Consider the following 19,497-nt stretch of genomic DNA (forward strand, 5'->3'; position numbering starts at 1 on the left):
CGTTTAACAACTCTAATTTTAAAATGAAGAATCCTTCTTTTTCATAAGCAGTGAAAACTGTAACGTTTGGTAAGTTTAATAAGGTATCTAGATGAAAATCCATCGTCCTTTTCGGGTAAAATGTAGTGCTAACTACATTTTACCCCATGATGCCGGAAGACCCCTACGGTGGAGGTTTCCCTGGTTCTTGCTTAGGTTTATGCCGTAATCTGTAGGCATCGCAACCCATTGTTTTACCCGTTCTCGACTCTCCCACCACCCGACCACTCTGCCTTGATTGACGCTTTCCTTCTAACCAATCATGGAGAATTTGCACTTGTTCCATTGGCACAAAATTTTTCCGATTCAATCGTTGAATTTCCGCTTGTAACTGTGGCTCGTTGACCGGAATATCACCTAATTGTTGAGCAACCGCTTTCGCTTCTTTTGTTGTCATATCTTACCACCCATAATCTTCACGCATTTGGTCATAATCAAACACTTCTGGCATCTCCGGTTCCGCTTCATTCGGAACAGATGCCACCTCTATTTCTTCTGGTTCAACAGGCAGTGATTGTTTCACTTTTCGGACTTGAGCTTGTTCTTCCTTTTGCCGTTCCTTTTTAGTTTTCTTTTGAGTTAAGAACGTTTCTCGCTCTCTAACCTCAGCTAAAATCGAGCGCTTGCTAACCGTCTTACCTGCCTCTCGAATTTTCTTACTACTAGCTTTTGCTTCATCTAAAGCTAATTGTTCAGTCTCTAAATCTTGTGCATAAGCACGAGCTAAAAAGACCTCTTTGCCCTTCTCAGAACGATAAACCAAAATAGTAGTAATATCTCTGGGGTCATATCGCAAAACTACACTTTCGCCAGCGTACCCCGCTAAATGTTCTCCCCGATAAGTTAAGTTTTCAAACTGCAAATAGCCATTTCGATAAATCGTGCGACGAGTTTGTTTCATCAAACAAATATCTAACTCTCGTTCTGAAATCGGATTAGGAGCAGCAATTAACCCAGCTTCCCACCTTTGAAACCGAGTTTGATCGCCCATCCGGGCATCAATACTTTGGTTATGCTTATCTACAATAAAACGCACCAGTAATTGCTCTAATTCCCGCAACGTGAGCCTTGCTTCTTTCTCAGCTTCTTCCGGTCTTTCCTGTACATTTGAACCCGTATATCCCGGCAAAGTTGAGAATAACTCGGTGTTAAAAGTCCCAAACGGACGCTCGACAATACCACCTTCGGAAGGTCGATCGCGCAAGTGACAAACAAACCCTAACTGCATTCCTATTTGCTGCAAGTGGTTCGATCGAAAATCCTTACCTCCATCAGTATAGAAATGTTCCGGCTTCCCATAAGTTCCCCACTCGCAATGTAGTTTATATTCCGAACCATACTGCTTGGGTAAAATTGCATGACGCAGCGCCAACGCCACCAACTGAGAACTCGGCGCATCAAAGCCCAAGTTAATTCCCATAATGCAGCGTGAGTAAGTATCAATAACAGTTGTTAACCAAGGACGACCAACAATTTCACCATGTCGATCGACTAGCAGAACATCTACACGGGTATGGTCGCATTGCCAAACGTGGTTGCTGTACTCTACTGATAAATCCTGACCTGTTCGAGTCTTCACCGATAAACGCGACCCCCGCCAACCTCGACTCCTAATATTGTCGGTTTGCTCTTGCTGCTCAATAATCGGTTCGAGTACTCGGTACACCGTTCGGTAGCTAGGGTAATTTTTCTCTCCCAATTCCTCCGCCCTTGCTTTTACCCGTAAAGCAACTTGCTGCCGTGTAATTCGCTTGCTACCCTTATTACCCTCTTTGTAGGTTTTGATGATGAACTTTTGCCATTCCTCATCAATTCGATGCTGTCCTTTATCTACCCGTTTAATTTGGGTGAGAGCCTCTAAACCCTTTTCTTCCCATTTTTTCACTAAACGCCGCACCGTCCGAACTGAGACACCCAGCTTTTCTGCTGCTTCCCTTTGTCTTTGCCCGTAGGTAATGCGATCGCACGGTTCCAGCAAACTCTGAATAACTTGTTGCTTCAAAAGAGCTTCTTCTGAGAACTCTGTAATTATCTCTCTGGCTTGAGCAGAGTCATCGTTTTCCTTGGATGAGGATGTAGGCATTCCTGTGTCCAAGTGCCGATCGTCCTGCATATACATTAATGTTCCAATAAAAACATATTAGTATTATAGAGCTAAACGGACAATTATTTTGTCAATTTTTGCAAAAGCTCCTCAATATAGCCGTTTTCAAGAAAAGACAAAAAAACTGTCAATCTTCAAAGAGAGGACAGTTAATTTGTCAAAGCTGGCCATGAATGTAATAAAAAGCTAAAATCGCTATAACCCTTGTAGAGAAAGGCTTTTGCTTCAGGAAAATTCGAGGTCAACAATTTGGCAAGTGGTCAAATAATTTGGCAATCGACATAAAATTATTGTTTAGATAAGCGGCTACCACAATTAATCAAGGCTTTGTAGGATGCCCAGAGGATATACTGTTCACGGTCATAGAGAGAGCTTTTTAACCCAGTAGGGGCGAAGCATTCCGGCAATAATTTGTTGGTTATCGCCAAATATATGTACCGGAATGCTTCGCCCCTACAAATCAAAAACAACAGTTTGTGACCGCGCCGAGTATAAATCCTCTCAAATAGTTTTCACATTCGGCTAAAAGCAGAAATACTCTCAAAGTTTTCCTGGTAATTAGGATTGAGATAATGTTGAGAAAAACTTACAGGTAGATGAAAGTTTGATTCGCTACACCCATTTAGAGTTATAACCGTAAAGATCTATGGGCGGGGAGAGAATCGAACTCTCATTCCCTTGCGGGAGCTAGATTTTGAGTCTAGTGCGTCTACCAGTTTCGCCACCCGCCCTTGGATTCAGCTTTAGTACTATAACGCATAGTTTCACCTTTTAGCAAGCCCTGATATTCTTTACTACTTGCCCAGCGATCGATCTCCCGCGCTCGCAACACGGGTACTGGATGGGTCAAATTCACTGTATGAGCCTCTTTTAGCATTTGCCCAAGTTCATTATTGCTAATGTCATCGTAAGCCCGTGCTTGATCTAAAAACGCATCTAAATTCAACTGTGAAGCTAAAGTTGGCGAACCACCCGCCAACTTCATCAACAGCGAGCTTACCACTCGCGGATCTTGAGTCGCCAGCAATGCTGCTCGATCGCAAGTAAACTCCGCGCACCTCAGCCACTGCAACATTTGCTGTTGTAAGCCTTGGGCTAAAACTGCGCCCCAATTAGGTAACTGCGCCGCTGCTAAAACTATAAGATTTGCGATCGTCAAATAAACCCCATGATCGCACTTCAAGTGACCCAACTCATGAGCAATTACCGCCTGAATTTCCGGTGGTGAGAGCAACTCCAGTAAAGAAGTATGCACCACAATAAACGGCTGTTTCCCCCGCATCGCAAAAGTATAAGCATTCGGTACTGGATGCTGGCGTACATAAAGCTGCGGCGTTTCCATATCCAGAACTTGACAAGCTTCTAAAAGCATCTTGTGAAATTCCGGCAACTGTTTCTCACCCACCAGCACGCTAGCCGCAATATTTTCTAGATAAAAAAACTGTTCAGCCACCGGACCCAACAAATTTCTCACCATTAAATCTATCCCTGGCAACTGCTTAATCGCCTGAGTTGCCTCTAAATCCAGAGGATGACGAAAATGATCTGCTTTTAAACCGAGTAATGTACTTTTTGGGGAAAACATGAGGCGAACTTGTTTGTAAACAACAAAATTATTTATAAATCTGTCTTGGTTTAGGAAAAGATCGATCGCTCAACACCAGCAAGAAATCAACCCCTCCTCCAACGATCATAGTTTTAGATTTTGAATTAAAAACTAAATTTTCTGCTTCCCTGCCCCTGGAGCCCCCTGCCTCCTAGAAGGAGTGTTAAAGGTAGCCTGCTAAAGCTACCCACACTCATTAGCTAGACGTTATCCAGCCACATTGACCGAATTTTCATTAGCTGATTCAGTTTCCGTTTCGCCTTCCATCTGAATCCGACGTAAACGGGCACCTACTTTTTGCAGTTTCATCTCCAGATTTTCATAACCTCGATCGAGGTGCTGTAATCCTTTGATAATGGTTTTGCCTTGGGCTGCTAGCCCCGCCAGCACTAATGCTGCTGAAGCTCTTAAATCCGTCGCCAAAACAGGCGCACCGGACAATATGGGTACACCACGCACGATCGCATGATTACTCTTGATCCGAATATCTGCACCCATCCGATTTAACTCTGCCACATGACGCAAGCGATTCTCGAAGACAGTTTCGGAAATTACGCTGTCTCCTTCACTCAAAGTCAGTAAAGACATAAACTGCGCCTGCATATCCGTAGGAAACCCTGGATAAGGCAGAGTTTCAATATCCGTTGCGCTCAGGCGTTCTCTAGCAACTATCCGCAAACAATCAGACCCTTCAGTAAATACCTGAGCGCCCATTGCTCGCAGTTTAGAAATTACAGCCGTTTGATGGTCTGGGACTACAGGAAACAAACTGAGATCCGAGCGAGTAATCGCTCCTGCTACTAAAAAAGTCCCAGCTTCAATGCGATCGGGAATAATACTATATTCCGTAGAGTGGAGGCGGGGAACCCCATCAATCACAATGGTTTTAGTTCCTGCACCCTTAATTCGCGCTCCCATTGCTCTACAGAAATTAGCTAGATCCACCACTTCTGGCTCTTGAGCCGCGTTTTCGATCGTGGTTTCTCCTTCTGCTAGCGTCGCCGCCATCATGATGGTTTCTGTGGCTCCAACGCTAGGGTAATCCAAGTAAATGTGGGCACCTGTTAAGCGACGGCTTTTGCCTCGAACATAAGCATTAACCATCCCATGTTCGATTTGCACATCTGCTCCCATTAACTGTAAACCCCTGACATGAAGATCTACAGGTCTGGCTCCGATCGCACAACCTCCAGGAAGCGGCACCTTCGCCACCCCTAACCGCGCCAGCATTGGCCCCATCACAAAGAAACTAGCCCGTAGCTGACTAACTAATTCGTATGGTGCTTGGGATTGGCTGATGTCCTGGGCGTTGATGTCTAAAACGTCCCCATCTTGTCGTACCTTCACACCTAAAGCTGCCAGAATCTCGCCCATCCGTCGTACATCCATCAAAGACGGAACGTTCCGCAAACGGCAATCTTCTGAACAGAGCAGGGCACCTGCCATAATCGCTAGGGCTGAGTTCTTCGCCCCGCTAACTCTGACTTGCCCTGAGAGGGGAGTGCCACCCAAAATTTCTAAAACCGATTGGTTTTCTTTGGCGTTGGCATTAATGTCGGTTAAACCAGTAGCGCGAGTAATTGTCCTGTCCTCCGAATTACTTCACAATTCGTGCGTCTTCATTTATTTTTGGTTCTGATTCTACAGGAAAGTTTCCAAATGTCCATAATGCAAAAGTTTTTTATAACATGAAACGGCGACTGGGGACTGGCGATTGGGTACTGGGTACTGGGGATTGGGCACAAGGGGACAAGGAAAAATTTATTAACTCAAAACTTTTCCTAGTACCCAGTACCCAGTCCCTAATCCCTTACCCGAAAACTGCTTGACAAATCAAACAATTTACTGCATAATAGTAGATTGTGTGCTAAATTAATAAAATACAAGCGGAACTGGCGGAATTGGTAGACGCGCATGATTCAGGTTCATGTGGTGCAAGCCTTCCGGGTTCAAGTCCCGGGTTCCGCATTGTTATTTTAGATTTTAGATTTACTGTAAAATCCAAAATCTAAAATCTAAAATGTAAAATCTCTCATGTTGACCAGTTTGCAAAATCCACTGGTAAAGCAAATTCGCAAGCTGCACCAAGCCAAAGATCGGCAAGAACAGCAGCTTTGTTTGTTGGAAGGAACTCATTTATTAACAGAAGCCATTGCCGTTGACTATCCCCTAGTCACGGTTTGTGGTACTCCGCAGTGGCAGGAGAAATACCCAGAACTTTGGCAGCAAGCTTCAGAACGTTGTCAAAGATTAGAATTAGTTAGTCCAGAAGTGATTAAGGCGATCGCAACCACTGTCCAACCAGATGGTGTAGTAGCCACAGCAGCCCGCGCAGCCACCTTCCGCACCCAAGTACCTTATAGTGGATCGATATTAGCTTTAGAGACTATTCAAGACCCCGGCAATTTGGGGACAATGATTCGTACAGCAGCAGCAGCGGGAGTGTCTGGCTTGTGGTTGAGTGCTGATAGTGTAGACTTAGACCATCCCAAAGTGTTAAGAGCTTCAGCCGGACAATGGTTTCGTCTACCGATGGCAGTAACAACAGATTTAAAAGCTGTGGTTGCTGAATGTCAAAAACAGGGAATGCAGGTAGTGGCAACCTTACCAGAAGCGAAATTAACTTATTGGGAAACAGACTTTCAAAAACCTAGCTTAATTTTAATGGGCAACGAAGGCGCGGGATTATCTACGGATTTAGAAGCCCTGGCAGATAAACAAGTGAAAATACCCCTTAATCCAGGGGTGGAATCTTTAAATGTGGCGATCGCAGCTGCTTTAATTTTGTACGAAGCTCAACGACAACGACATCAGAAAAACTTATGATTCGGTGGGCGATCGTTTTTCTATAAAAGCTTCAATATCAGCTAACGCTTCCTCAAAAATGTCCACCTCTTTCTTTTTGCTAGCAGGCTTGGCTTTCCCAGACACAGGTGAAGACTTTTCCTCACTCTCAGCAAACATATCCTCAAAGTCGCCAAGGGATGCCATAAAAGCTTCCGCAGCTGCTTGACGCATTTTTTGCTTGTCGTTTTCCATAACAAACTCCTAAAGTGTGACTGGGTAAGGGCAAGGGGGCAGGGAGGCGGGGGAGACAAGGGGACAAGGGGACAAGGAGAATTTTTACCTTTTGTCTTCTGCCTTTTTTCCCTTCTGCCTTCTACCTCCTGCCTTCTGCCCTCTGCCTTTTTTCCCTTCTGCCTTCTGCCTTCTGCCTTCTGCCTTCTGCCTTCTGCCTTCTTCTTAATATGCCCAATTGTGACATGATGATTGCTGGTTGAAAAAAATGTTGTCTAAATTACCCGGTCTAGTTAAGAATTAATAAGGGCTGTGAGCAACTGGAGAAGTTTAGGTGAGTCAGGGATTTGATTATGATTTAGCCATTGTTGGTGCTGGCGTGGGTGGACATGGTGCTGCCCTTCACGCTGTTAGCTGTGGCTTAAAGACTGCGATCGTAGAAGCTGGCGATATGGGTGGAACCTGTGTTAATCGTGGTTGTATCCCATCAAAAGCGTTATTGGCAGCTTCGGGTAGAGTGCGCGAACTACGCAACGCCCACCATTTGAAAACGTTAGGAATTCAAGTCGGCAATGTAGAATTTGACCGGGAAGCGATCGCAAATCATGCGGTTAACATTGTCTCTAAGCTGCGAGGAGATTTAACCAACAGCTTGAAACGTATCGGTGTAGATACAATTTTAGGTTGGGCAAAGTTGGCAGGCCCACAAAAATTATCCATTTCTACCAGCGATGGTCAGGAAAAAACCATTACTGCCGAAAATATCATTATTGCTTCTGGTTCGGTGCCTTGGGTTCCTCCAGGAATTGAAGTTGATGGCAAGACAGTTTTTACCAGTGATGATGGGATTAAATTAGATTGGTTGCCGCAATGGGTGGCAATTGTTGGTAGTGGTTACATTGGGTTAGAATTTTCCGATATTTATTCAGCATTAGGATCGGAAATTACCTTAATTGAAGCGTTGCCAGAATTAATGCCCGGATTCGATCGAGACATTGCTAAAATTGCTGAAAGAATTTTGATTACTCCCAGAGATATTGAAACTAAAGTTGGGATGTTGGCGAAAAAAGTCACTCCAGGATCGCCAGTAGTAATTGAATTAGCAGATGCTAAAACTAAAGAAACTGTGGAAGTTTTAGAAGTTGATGCTTGCTTAGTCGCAACAGGGAGAATTCCCTTTACCCAAAACTTAGGTTTGGAAAGTGTGGGTGTAGAATTAGACCGTCGTGGTTATATCCCAGTTGATGACAGAATGGCTGTACTTTCTGGCGGCGAAGTTGTACCAAATATTTGGGCGATCGGAGATGCTACTGGTAAAATGATGTTGGCTCATACTGCTTCTGCTCAAGGAATTGCCGCAGTAGAAAATATTTGTGGAAGACACAAAACTGTAGATTATCAAAGCATTCCTGCTGCTGCTTTTACTCACCCAGAAATTAGTTTTGTTGGGATGACAGAAACAGCTGCTAAAGAATTGGGAAGTAAAGAAGGTTTTGAAGTTGCCAGCGTGCGGAGTTATTTTAAAGGTAATTCTAAAGCAGTTGCCGAAGGAGAAGCTGACGGTATTGCTAAAGTAATTTACCGAAAAGATAACGGAGAAATTTTAGGCGTTCATATTATAGGTTTACACGCTTCGGATTTGATTCATGAAGCATCAAATGCGATCGCGCATCGTCAATCAATCCACACCTTAGCATACCTAGTTCACGCCCATCCCACACTCTCAGAAGTCCTAGACGACGCATACAAACGCGCCGCCGAAGCAGTGAAAGCATAAGAAGAGATGGGGGAATGGGGGGAAATTCCACATTTACATCAACAATTCTCCCATCTCCCCATCTTTTCTTCAGTTGCTTACCATACATCAAGCCCTTGCTTCCGTAATGCAACTAGGTTAAACGCAAACCCATAATCACTAAGTCCCGTTCTATGCCATCGAGTTCCCCAACGCCGGGAAGATAACCCCATTGTCGGAAACCCATTTTCTCGAATAAGCGTAAACTTGGTTGATTATGGGCAAAAATGTGACCGATTAAAGTTTTAATTCCCAGTGCTGGACTTTTGTCGATCGCAGTTTTTAACAGAAAGCCCCCCACTCCACAGCCTCGATGATTGCTACAAATGTAAATGCTCAAGTCTGCTGTGTACCTGTAAGCAGGTCGGTTATAACAAAAGTATTGGAAACTCAGCCACCCAACTATTACCCCATCTATTTCCGCTACCCACACAGGTCTACTGTTCGGCGTGTGCTCTTGAAACCAAGCTTTACGACTTTCCACTGTCACAGGCTGAACGTCCCCAGCCGCAATGCGTCCGGGAATTGAAGCATTATATATTTCTACAATTACTGGCAGGTCAGACTCAGTGGCATCCCGTAGATTCATAGAATTTAGAAAAAAGTACTAAAAAACCATTGACAAATTCTAAAACAGTTGGCAGAATAGAAATTGCGTCGAAAGAAACAACGACAGCGAAAAAAAAGAAAAACACCGAGGGACTGTAGTTCAATTGGTTAGAGCACCGCCCTGTCACGGCGGAAGTTGCGGGTTCGAGCCCCGTCAGTCCCGTTCCTAATATCTAAAATACCGTAGGGTGTGTATAGCCTGCGGCATTTAAGAAAAGCGCAGCGTAACCTACCCTAACTGATGAATCAATGGGCGACTCAAGTCGCGGCTACACAAACCAAGTCCGCCTTCGCGGACTACACCACTGTATTAGTCCTGAATTTATTTAACCACTTTCTTTTTCTAGTAGCAAAGTTACAGGGCCATCGTTGACTATTAAAACATTCATCATCGCGCCAAATATGCCTGTTTCCACTTTGAGTCCGCTTTGGCACAACTTTTCCACAAAGCGATCGTACAACTCTTTTGCTGGTTGAGGTGCTGCTGACTTATCGAAAGAAGGACGACGACCTTTGCGACAATCACCATACAAAGTAAATTGACTGATTACTAACAGTTCCCCGTTAATTTCTTGGACAGACTTCGAGAAGCGATCGCCATTTTCCCCATCAGGAAAAATCCGTAATTCCAAACACTTTCGCACCATCCAATCTAATTCTGCCTCCGTATCATTACTGGACATTCCTACTAATAGATTTAGTCCCCGACCAATTTTACCGACCACTTCACCCTCAACTTCTACTTGCGAAGATGTAACTCGCTGAATCACTACTCGCATAATTTTTTTCTCTTGACTACCAACAACTTAACTTGAATTAATATACCTATTTTCAGTTGCATCAAGTAAGCAAGAGCTTGGCAATTTTAGCTTAAGTGGGGCAAAATGAAAGTATTAGATCGTACAAGCAATTAATCTTGGATGTCATTCTTTATAAGAAATAATTCTGGCTTTAATAAATCCATTCAGGAAGAAGATCGAGTTCAACAGTCTGCAAAAAATCGTCAATTACAGATACTTTTTGAGACTGCCCTAGATGGAATGGCGATCGCAGATAATCAAGGACGTTATCTAGACGTTAACCCCGCTGCTTGTGAATTATTTCATCTAGAAAAAGATAAACTGCTAGGACGCTACATTTGGGAGTTTGTCGAATCGAGGTTTGATTTTCAATCAACATGGGGAAAACTTCCACAACAAAAAAAATTGCGGGGTGAGTTTCGCTTGCGAAAACTCGATCGGGAGATCCGGATCGTGGAATATGCAGCAACAGCAAACTTCTTGCCAGATTGCCATCTATTAGTAATGCGAGACATCACACCAAATAAACAAGCAGAAGCACAAATTAAGAAACTTACCCACCCACTCGCACCAGCCCAAGCTCAACTACAACAAGCAAGCATTAAGCCAACTAACATACTTACAGCACCAGAAAATTGCTTCAAGGAAATTGCCCAACACATTCCCGGCGTGATTTATCAATTTCGGATGCGCCCTGATGGGACTTACCATTTTCCTTACGCCAGCGAGGGGATGCGAGAAGTTCATAACGCTTCTCCAGAAGAATTACGCGAGGATGCTTCTAAGGTGTTTACGGTTATTCATCCTGAAGACCTCGATCGCGTCCATCAATCTATTATCAAATCAACTACAGAGCTTTCACCTTGGTTTTGTGAATATCGAGTTTGTTTACCTGATGGGCGGATGCTCTGGTTAATGGGTCATTCTACACCCCAACGAGAACCCGATGGGGGTATCCTTTGGCACGGTTATATTCGGGATATTAGCGAACGCAAACAAGCAGAAAATCTACTCCGCGAAAGTGAGGGACTCTGGCGCACGTTTGTTGATATTACACCCGCAGCGGTGGCGATGTTCGATCGGCAAATGTGCTACTTAGTCGCTAATCAAGCTTGGTATAAACAATATGGTTTAGAGAATAGGGAAATTATTGGTCGATCGCATTACGAAATTTTCCCCGATATCCCACAACACTGGAAAGATATTCATGCTCATTGCTTAACTGGAGTTACTCAGAAAAATGATGCTGATTTCTGGGTGCGTGAAGATGGTAAAGGCGAGTGGATACGCTGGGAAATTCGCCCTTGGATCGATCGTCATGGGGAAATTGGCGGCTTGCTCATGTACACTGAAGTGATTACCAAGTACAAACAAACAGAAGCCGAACTCAAAGAAATATCAGAAAGTTTATCATTCGCACTCAAATCTGGGAAAATGGGCTGTTGGGAATGGGACATCATACATAACACCCTAGCTTGGGACGATCGAATGTACGAGTTATATGGTGTCACCAAGGAGTCCGATACTAGATTAGCTTATGACATTTGGGCAACCGGACTACATCCTGACGATCGAGAAGCTACTGAAATCATCATTCGCCAAGCTGTGTCAGGAGAAGCAGAATACAATCCTGAGTTTCGCGTAGTTCATCCCGATGGCAGCATCCATTTTATTAAAGCATCCGGTCTAGTTCAACGCGATGCTCAAGGAAATGCCCGAAAAATGATTGGGCTTAACTTTGATATTAGCGAACGCAAACGTCAAGAACAAGCTCTCCGTTTAATTGTGGAAGCAACAGCCGCCAAAACAGGCGAAGCATTCTTCAAAAGTTGCGTCCAATATCTCGCCCAAGTCTTAGAAGTGCGTTACGCTTTTATTGCCGAATTTGTTGACTCAGAAAAATTAACTGCGAAAACTTTAGCATTTTGGGCAGGAGACAACTTTGGCAATAATTTTACTTATAAATTAGTCGGTACTCCTTGTGAGAAAGTTAATCATCAAAACGATCTGTGCATATATCCTCATTCCCTGCAATCTCTATTTCCCGATCGTGATGATCTAGTCGCTTTACAAGCTGAAAGTTATGCAGGTGTGCCGATTATTGATGCTACTGGTAATAGTTTAGGATTCCTAGCAGTTTTAGACAATAAACCAATGGCAGAAGAGATTACAATGCAATCAGCTATCTTAAGAATTTTTGCGACTCGTGCGGGTGCAGAAATAGAACGCATAGAAGCAGAAGCAGTCAAAAAATCGGAAATTCAATTACGGCAAAAAACTGAAGAATTAGAACGCACGCTCAAACAATTGCAAGCTACCCAAATGCAATTAATCCAAGCTGAAAAAATGTCCAGTTTGGGGCAATTAGTAGCTGGTATTGCCCATGAAATTAATAATCCAGTCAATTTTATTTATGGCAATATTCAATGCGCTAATGATTATGCGAGTAACTTAATTGAATTAATTCAACTTTACCAAGAATATTATCCGAGTCCGCCACCAGCAATCTCTAATTTTACGGAAAATATGGATCTGGAATATGTAGTGAGTGATTTTTCTCAGTTACTCATATCCATGAAAACTGGGGCGACAAGGATTAGAGATATTGTTAAATCTCTCCGTACATTTTCCCGTTTGGATGAAGCTGATTTGAAAGAAATAGATATTCACGAAAATCTAGAGAGTACCTTAGTAATTTTACAAAATCGGTTGAACGGTCGGGCAGGAAATCCAGAAATTCAGGTGGAGAAAAATTATGGCAACTTACCGCTAGTGGAATGTTATGGTGGGTTATTAAATCAGGTATTTATGAATTTGTTAGTTAATGCGATCGATGCGATCGAACAACAGCAACAAAGCCTAAAACCACTAGAAACATTAGCTTATCATGGTCAAATTACCATTACCACTTCTATTACTTCCGAAAATCAAGTTCTCATCTCCATTCAGGATAATGGTAATGGGATGAGTCCCCAAGTTCAAGAAAAAATATTTAATCCCTTTTTTACAACTAAACCTGTGGGAAAAGGTACGGGAATGGGATTAGCAATTAGCTATCAAATTGTCACCAAGAATCATCAAGGTGATTTGCGCTGTGACTCTACACTTGGAAAAGGAACAGAATTTAGGATAGAGTTGCCAATTAGCGATCGAACTAAAAGTTTAAGTTAGATCCCCGACTTCTTGAAAAAGTCGAGGATCTAGTCTAGCTTCAACAACTATTTCCCGAATCCCTTACCACGATTTGTAGTAGGAATACAGACACATTTTTCCAATTGTGCTTTCAAATTCTCACGATCTAAATTTTGTCCAATCAATACCAATTGATTTTTTGGTTCCCCTTTCCAATCTTCATCATCCATTGTGAAACGCTTACCGCATAAGTGGAAAATATGCCGTTTAGGACTTTCATCAAACCACAGAATTCCCTTAGCACGAAATACCGAATCTGGCAATTGATTATCTAAGAAATATTGAAACTTTCTAATCGACAAAGGTCGATCGCAGGCAAAAGAAATTGAAGTAAAACCATCATTTTCTAAGTGGTCAGAGTGATGATGGTGATGGTGATGATCGTGTTCATGATCGTGATGATCGTGTGTGCAATGACCATGATCGTGATCGCAATTAGAATGGTCATGATCGTGGTCATGATCGTCGTGGTGATGATGTTCGTGGTCGTGCTTTGATTCCTCAGATTCAAAATATTTGTCAGATTCAAATAAACCCACACTGAGAATTAAAGCCAAGGGTACTTCCGATTTGGTAGTTCGGAGAATTCTTGCACCTTGTTTGATATCCCTAATCTTCAGTTCCAGCAGATCTAAATCTGCTTCATCCACCAAATCTGCTTTATTTAATAAAATCACATCGCCATAAGCAATTTGATTGTAAGCAGCTTGGGAATTAAACAAATCCAAACTATAATTCGCTGCATCAACTACAGTAATAATTGAATCCAAGCGAGTTAAATCTCGCAGTTCAGTTCCTAAAAAGGTCAAAGCCACAGGTAGAGGATCTGCCAATCCCGTAGTTTCTACTACTAAATAATCTACCTTGTCTCCTCGTTCCAGAACTTTGTAAACTGCATTAACTAAATCATTGTTAATCGTGCAGCAAATACAACCATTACTTAACTCCACCATGTCTTCACCAGTGGAGATAATTAACTCATTGTCAATGCCAACTTCGCCAAACTCATTGACAAGAACTGCGGTTTTTAAACCTTGTTGATTGGTTAGAATGTGATTGAGGAGAGTAGTCTTGCCACTACCGAGAAAACCAGTAATAATTGTCACTGGTAATCCGTGTTTTGGGGCATCCATTGCGATCGATCGATCGGAAGAAGCTGCTGTTTGCATAGTGTAGTTCTAAAGTAAGTAAGACAATTCAAAAAAACTAGGATAAGCTTTGCATAATGACTAAGTAGCCTTGCTACCCATTGCAAAACCTCGACACAAACTCAACTGAGTTGGTTGTTTAACCAACTTCCAAGCTTGCACCTTATTAAATCCTGCTGCTTTTAGCATATTAGCTAGACACATTAAAGTTGGCACCCAGTAGTTGGTAGAATTTCCGCCATACTCATTATTAGGATAAAATTCCATAACCATCTGCTTGCCGGGATAACCATGACCCAAACCACCTTGATAGGGGCTAAAATCATCTAGAATCGCTGATTCTACATATAACTCATCATCACATAATGCCGCTAACTTATCCAAAGCTAACAGCGGATATCGCAAATGATACAACGTCCCAAAACAGAAAACCACATCAAACCGACCCAGCCGTTCCTCCGAGACATCATAAACAGACATCTCTATTCGTTGGCAAATATCCTCACTATAGCCAAGCGCCTCACGACAAAGATCGAAAGTATCCCAAGCACAGCGTTGATTGTTTTCCAGATGACCTAGAAAATCAGAAAAATCATCAATAGCAATAACCTCTCTAGCACCCCGTTTCAAAGCTGCAAAACTCCAGTAACCATCCCAAGCGCCAACATCTAAAACCCGCTTACCTGTCAGATCTTTTGGTATACCATAACTATCTTGATTGAGCGGTGCCCATCCCGGTGTAATAATCCCACCAGGCAACTCAATTTTGTGATACCAAAAAGGAAATGCTGCAATTCGCTCCTGTAAATTCTGAGACATAAAACTTGCTTTCTCAATTTGCTTCAAGAAAAATTTCTTTTTCTGAGTAATCATAAACTAATAGAATAGTACTTTCTGTTGTAGACTTGGACGCTAGTTAATGCGTCAATATTCTTTCTTTATTTGGCTTTATGACCCTAACGCTTTACAACACACTGACTCGTCGGAAAGAAACCTTTACACCCTTGGAACCGGGTAAAGTGAAAATGTACTGCTGCGGCGTGACGGTGTACGACTATTGCCATTTGGGTCATGCACGTTCTTACATTGTTTGGGATATGGTGCGCCGCTATTTACTTTGGCGAGGATACCAAGTTCGCTACGTGCAGAATTTTACGGATATTGACGATAAAATCCTCAATAAAGCACGGCAAGAAGGCTCGTCAATGGAAGCCGTTGCGGAAAAATACATCCAAACTTATTTTGAAGATATGGATCGGCTAAATATTATGAAAGCCGATGAATATCCCCGCGCTACTCATACTTTAGATGGAATTAAGCGATTAATTCACGAACTGGAACACAAAGGTTTTGCTTACCCTGCTGCTGGCGATGTTTATTACACAGTGGGGAATTTTTCTGATTATGGCAAACTTTCCGGTCGCAATTTAGCAGATATGCAAGCGGGGGCGAGTGGTAGAGTTGAGGTAGAAGACCCGGAAGCGGCGAAGAAAAAACACCCTTTTGATTTTGCTTTGTGGAAGGCGGCGAAACCGGGAGAACCAGCTTGGGAGTCGCCTTGGGGTGCAGGTCGTCCGGGATGGCATATTGAATGTTCCGCGATGGTGCGTCAATGCTTGGGGGAAACTATTGATATTCATGTGGGTGGTGCAGATTTGGTTTTTCCCCATCATGAAAATGAAATTGCTCAGTCGGAAGCTGTCACAGGTAAGAGTTTAGCTAGCTATTGGTTACACAATGGCATGGTGAATGTTGATGGTGAAAAGATGTCGAAATCTTTGGGCAATTTTACGACTATTCGCCAGTTATTGGATGCGCCAAATGCACCGGAACCAATGGCAGTAAGGTTGTTTGTCATGCAAGCAAATTACCGAAAGCCGATCGATTTTACCGCAGAAGCAATGGCAGCTGCCCAAAATAGTTGGAATACTTTAAAAGAAGGTTTGCTTTTCGGTTATGAATACGGCAAACAATTAGGTTGGGATGTAGGACAGGCATCTTGCCTGTCATCCTCCCCAGTCCCCAGTCCCCAAGAACAACGCTTTCAAGAAGCGATGGATGATGATTTTAACTCTCCTGGTGCTTTAGCGGTTTTATTTGAAATTGCTAAAGAATTGGGTAAGGAAGGTAATATCTTAGTTCATGAAGGTAAAACAAAAACTCCGCCAACCCAGTTAGAAGCACAATGGAAAACTCTGGTTAGTTTGGCGAATGTTTTAGGTTTGTCAGTTCAACCAGAAACCCAAACAAATGAATCTACTGATGGTTTAAGTGATGCAGAAATTGATGATTTAATTCAACAACGACAAGCGGCGCGGAAGGCGAAGAATTTTGCGGAAGGCGATCGCATTCGTGACCAATTAAAAGCTGCGGGAATTACTTTAATTGATACCCCAGAAGGTACTCGTTGGCATCGTAATTAATTCCGACTGAAGTCGGAACAACAGACAAGTTCGTTGTGGGGACTTTAGTCTTTTTCCGACTTCAGTCGGAACAACAGACCTAAAAAAAGCCCTGGAGAGGAATCTCTCTAAGGCTTAACCAGGGTGCATCTACCAATTACTATTTCCTTAGATATATTTAGCGATCCGGAATGATTTCTTCAAACAAGTCTCAAACTCAAATATTATTGGAAAATGGGATTTTACCCCTACCACCAGCAGTTTACATTGTTGGTGCTGGCCCAGGCGACCCAGATTTATTAACTGTGAAAGCTCAGAAAATTTTGGCACAAGCAGATGTAATCTTATTTGCTGATTCCTTAGTACCAAAACAAATTTTACAGGGTGTTCGTCCTGATGCAGAAATTATCCCGACGGCGAACAAAACTTTAGAAGATATTTTACCTGTAATGATTGAACGGGTAAAAAATGGTAAATCTGTTGTGCGTCTGCATTCAGGAGATCCTTGCCTTTACGGTGCTGTACACGAACAAATCCAAACTTTAGCAGAAGCAGATATTCCTTTTGAAATAGTACCGGGAATTAGTGCTTTTCAATTAGCCGCAGCTAAACTTAATGTTGAATTAACTGTACCAGAATTAGTTCAAACTATTATTTTAACTCGGATGAGTGGCAATGCTTCGGCAGTTCCAGAAACCGAAGAATTAGCTTCTTTAGCAGCACATCAAGCAAGTTTGTGTCTTTACCTGAGTGCGCGAATGGTAGAAGAAGCACAAACAAAATTAATGGCACATTATTCTGCTGATACACCAGTTGCAATTTGTTTTCGCTTAGGTTGGCCCGATGAAAGGATTTTAGTGGTTCCTTTACACCAAATGGCAGAAGTAACTAAGCAAGAAAATTTAATTCGGACTACTCTTTATGTGATTAGTCCGGCTTTGGGTGAAGTGGGGAAAGTGCGCGAGAGGCGATCGAAACTTTATCACCCAGAACATTCTCATATTTTTCGACCAAAGAGGGGACTGGGGACCGCCATCGATTAGGGATTGGGGACTGGGGACAAGGGGACAAGGGGACAAGGGGACAAGGTGATAACTTAAAACTTTCTCTTTAATTCAAAACTCAAAACTCAAAACTTCCCCAATCCCCAGTCCCTAGTCGATGGCGGTCCCTAGTCGATGGCGGTCCCCAGTCCCCAATACTATTAAGTTTTGCAACTAGTTGGTTAGCAAATTTATCCATAGCTATAAAGTGATTAAAGATTGAAAGTTGCTGGAACCATGATTCGGCAATTGTTTGATGCTTAATTATACCTATTAGAGATTCGGGGAGAATATGAAACTGCTATCGCAAGCTGTGGAATTTGACTTCAATTTACTGAGAAAATACGATCGCTCAGTACCAAGATATACAAGTTATCCACCTGCAACGGAATTAAAGGAAGATTTTCGGGAAATTGACTTTAAAGCAGCGATCGCAGTTGGTAATTACAAAAATACTCCTTTATCGCTCTACTGTCATATTCCTTTTTGTGAGTCTCCCTGCTATTTTTGTGGTTGTAATACGGTGATTACGCAACGCAAAGAAGTAGCAGAACCTTATTTAGATTATATTGGGCGTGATATCGAACGGATTGCGAGATTAGTCGATCGCGATCGGCAAGTTCAACAACTTCATTGGGGTGGAGGTACACCTAATTATTTGTCTCCCCAACAAGTTGAGAAACTTTGGACTAAGATTAATGATAATTTTAAATTAGCTCCAGAAGCCGAAGTTTCGATCGAAGTAAATCCCCGGTTTTTAGATAAAAATTATATCTTTCATTTGCGCGATTTGGGATTTAATCGGATTAGTTTTGGAATTCAAGATTTCAACCCAAAAGTGCAGGAAGCAGTTAATCGTATTCAAACAGAATCAATGTTGTTTGAAGCAATGGAATGGATACGAGATGCAGGGTTTGAAAGTGTCAATGTTGATTTAATTTATGGATTGCCCTATCAAACATTGGATACTTTTAAAGATACCATTTCCAAAACCTTGAAACTTAATCCCGATCGGATTGCTGTTTTCAATTTTGCTTATGTACCTTGGCTAAAACCAATTCAGAAAAACTTGCCCCAAGATTCATTGCCATTGGCATTAGAAAAACTTAGCATTTTGCAAATGACAATTGAAGAATTAACCTCTGGCGGTTATGTATTTATTGGCATGGATCACTTTGCTAAACCGGATGATGAATTAGCGATCGCGCAACGAGAAGGAGAACTGCACCGAAACTTCCAAGGATATACTACCAAACCAGAATCCGACTTGCTAAGTTTTGGTATGACTTCTATTAGTATGTTGCAGGATGTTTATGTGCAAAATCACAAGCGTTTGAGAAGGTACTATCAAGCAATTGATAACCAAGAATTTCCCATTGAACGGGGTGTTACCTTGACTAAAGATGACATTATCCGTCGCAGTATCATTATGGAATTAATGTGCCAATTCCAACTTGACAAACATGATGTTGAAGAAAAATATCATCTCAGCTTTGACATGGATTTTGAAGAGTATTTTGCTCAAGAACGCTACGATTTACGCTTGCTAGAAGCAGATGGATTACTTCACGTTTCGCACAATAAAATTCAAGTCACACCAAATGGAAGATTATTAATCAGAAACATTGCTTCAGCTTTTGATAAATACTTGAAAACCCAACAAACCGATCGCTTTTCCAAGGCAGTTTAATTGGGTATTGGGTATTGGGAAGAAGAGGTGGGGAGGTAGGGAGGTAGGGGG

General features: G+C 42.4%; 15 protein-coding genes, 3 tRNA genes and 1 pseudogene. 9 read left to right on the forward strand and 10 right to left on the reverse strand.

The annotated features are described in order from the left end of the window. Positions 1-163 precede the first annotated feature (163 nt). The 5 genes from IQ264_RS24475 to murA form a co-directional block, all read right to left on the reverse strand. Positions 164-436: a hypothetical protein gene (locus IQ264_RS24475; protein WP_228061784.1), complete on the reverse strand. Its 273-nt coding sequence runs from the start codon at positions 434-436 to the stop codon at positions 164-166. 3 nt (positions 437-439) lie between these two features. Then, the gene (locus IQ264_RS24480) at positions 440-2,158 is read right to left on the reverse strand and encodes a Mu transposase C-terminal domain-containing protein (protein ID WP_228061785.1); all 1,719 of its coding nucleotides are present in this window, start codon (positions 2,156-2,158) and stop codon (positions 440-442) included. Positions 2,159-2,790: 632 nt separating this feature from the next. Then, a tRNA-Leu gene (locus IQ264_RS24485) sits at positions 2,791-2,874 on the reverse strand. Continuing rightward, positions 2,853-3,728 (reverse strand): M48 family metallopeptidase, encoded by an 876-nt coding sequence (locus IQ264_RS24490; RefSeq protein ID WP_193983778.1) that lies wholly within the window; start codon positions 3,726-3,728, stop codon positions 2,853-2,855. Before IQ264_RS24490 ends, IQ264_RS24485 begins: the two co-directional genes overlap by 22 nt. Before the next feature lie 228 nt (positions 3,729-3,956). After that, positions 3,957-5,330: a UDP-N-acetylglucosamine 1-carboxyvinyltransferase gene (murA, locus tag IQ264_RS24495; RefSeq protein ID WP_322744800.1), complete on the reverse strand. Its 1,374-nt coding sequence runs from the start codon at positions 5,328-5,330 to the stop codon at positions 3,957-3,959. 305 nt (positions 5,331-5,635) lie between these two features. On the opposite strand from murA, the gene IQ264_RS24500 reads away from it, so the two are divergent. Beyond that, positions 5,636-5,717, forward strand: a tRNA-Leu gene (locus IQ264_RS24500). A gap of 66 nt (positions 5,718-5,783) precedes the next feature. After that, on the forward strand, positions 5,784-6,575 hold the full coding sequence (locus IQ264_RS24505) for a TrmH family RNA methyltransferase (protein WP_193983780.1): 792 nt from the start codon (positions 5,784-5,786) through the stop codon (positions 6,573-6,575). On the opposite strand, the gene IQ264_RS24510 is transcribed toward IQ264_RS24505, so the two are convergent. Further along, on the reverse strand, positions 6,570-6,788 hold the full coding sequence (locus IQ264_RS24510; protein ID WP_193983782.1) for a hypothetical protein: 219 nt from the start codon (positions 6,786-6,788) through the stop codon (positions 6,570-6,572). The two genes, IQ264_RS24505 and IQ264_RS24510, sit on opposite strands and share 6 nt — an antisense overlap. 313 nt (positions 6,789-7,101) lie before the next feature. On the opposite strand from IQ264_RS24510, the gene lpdA reads away from it, so the two are divergent. After that, entirely contained in the window at positions 7,102-8,544 is a 1,443-nt protein-coding gene (lpdA, locus tag IQ264_RS24515) for a dihydrolipoyl dehydrogenase (protein WP_193983784.1), read from the forward strand. 112 nt (positions 8,545-8,656) lie between these two features. Here lpdA and IQ264_RS24520 read toward each other — a convergent pair whose 3' ends face one another. After that, on the reverse strand, positions 8,657-9,151 hold the full coding sequence (locus IQ264_RS24520) for a GNAT family N-acetyltransferase (RefSeq protein ID WP_193983786.1): 495 nt from the start codon (positions 9,149-9,151) through the stop codon (positions 8,657-8,659). Positions 9,152-9,260: 109 nt separating this feature from the next. On the opposite strand from IQ264_RS24520, the gene IQ264_RS24525 reads away from it, so the two are divergent. After that, positions 9,261-9,334, forward strand: a tRNA-Asp gene (locus IQ264_RS24525). A 163-nt stretch (positions 9,335-9,497) separates the two neighbouring features. Here the strand turns inward: IQ264_RS24525 and dtd are convergent. Further along, positions 9,498-9,950, reverse strand: a complete 453-nt coding sequence (gene dtd / locus IQ264_RS24530) for a D-aminoacyl-tRNA deacylase (protein WP_193983788.1) — start codon at positions 9,948-9,950, stop codon at positions 9,498-9,500. Positions 9,951-10,091: 141 nt separating this feature from the next. Here dtd and IQ264_RS33925 point away from each other — a divergent pair. Both IQ264_RS33925 and IQ264_RS24535 read left to right on the forward strand, forming a co-directional pair. Continuing rightward, positions 10,092-10,970 (forward strand): annotated as a pseudogene (locus IQ264_RS33925) (PAS domain-containing protein); the annotation flags it as partial. Continuing rightward, entirely contained in the window at positions 10,953-13,142 is a 2,190-nt protein-coding gene (locus IQ264_RS24535; RefSeq protein ID WP_413470367.1) for an ATP-binding protein, read from the forward strand. The pseudogene IQ264_RS33925 and the gene IQ264_RS24535, both read left to right, overlap by 18 nt. A 47-nt stretch (positions 13,143-13,189) precedes the next feature. On the opposite strand, the gene IQ264_RS24540 is transcribed toward IQ264_RS24535, so the two are convergent. Further along, positions 13,190-14,332: a CobW family GTP-binding protein gene (locus IQ264_RS24540; RefSeq protein WP_193983792.1), complete on the reverse strand. Its 1,143-nt coding sequence runs from the start codon at positions 14,330-14,332 to the stop codon at positions 13,190-13,192. A 60-nt stretch (positions 14,333-14,392) separates the two neighbouring features. Further along, positions 14,393-15,130, reverse strand: a complete 738-nt coding sequence (locus IQ264_RS24545; protein WP_193983794.1) for a class I SAM-dependent methyltransferase — start codon at positions 15,128-15,130, stop codon at positions 14,393-14,395. 131 nt (positions 15,131-15,261) lie between these two features. Here IQ264_RS24545 and cysS point away from each other — a divergent pair, with 131 nt between their 5' ends. The 3 genes from cysS to hemN all read left to right on the forward strand — a co-directional run bounded on the left by cysS (position 15,262) and on the right by hemN (position 19,446). After that, positions 15,262-16,734 (forward strand): cysteine--tRNA ligase, encoded by a 1,473-nt coding sequence (gene cysS / locus IQ264_RS24550; RefSeq protein WP_193983796.1) that lies wholly within the window; start codon positions 15,262-15,264, stop codon positions 16,732-16,734. Between the two features lie 170 nt (positions 16,735-16,904). Then, the gene (gene cobM / locus IQ264_RS24555) at positions 16,905-17,756 is read left to right on the forward strand and encodes a precorrin-4 C(11)-methyltransferase (protein ID WP_193983798.1); all 852 of its coding nucleotides are present in this window, start codon (positions 16,905-16,907) and stop codon (positions 17,754-17,756) included. 292 nt (positions 17,757-18,048) lie between these two features. Then, positions 18,049-19,446 (forward strand): oxygen-independent coproporphyrinogen III oxidase, encoded by a 1,398-nt coding sequence (gene hemN, locus IQ264_RS24560; protein ID WP_193983800.1) that lies wholly within the window; start codon positions 18,049-18,051, stop codon positions 19,444-19,446. The last annotated feature ends 51 nt before the right edge of the window (positions 19,447-19,497 follow it).

This window comes from [Phormidium] sp. LEGE 05292 (assembly GCF_015207735.1).
GTDB lineage: Bacteria > Cyanobacteriota > Cyanobacteriia > Cyanobacteriales > Aerosakkonemataceae > Floridanema.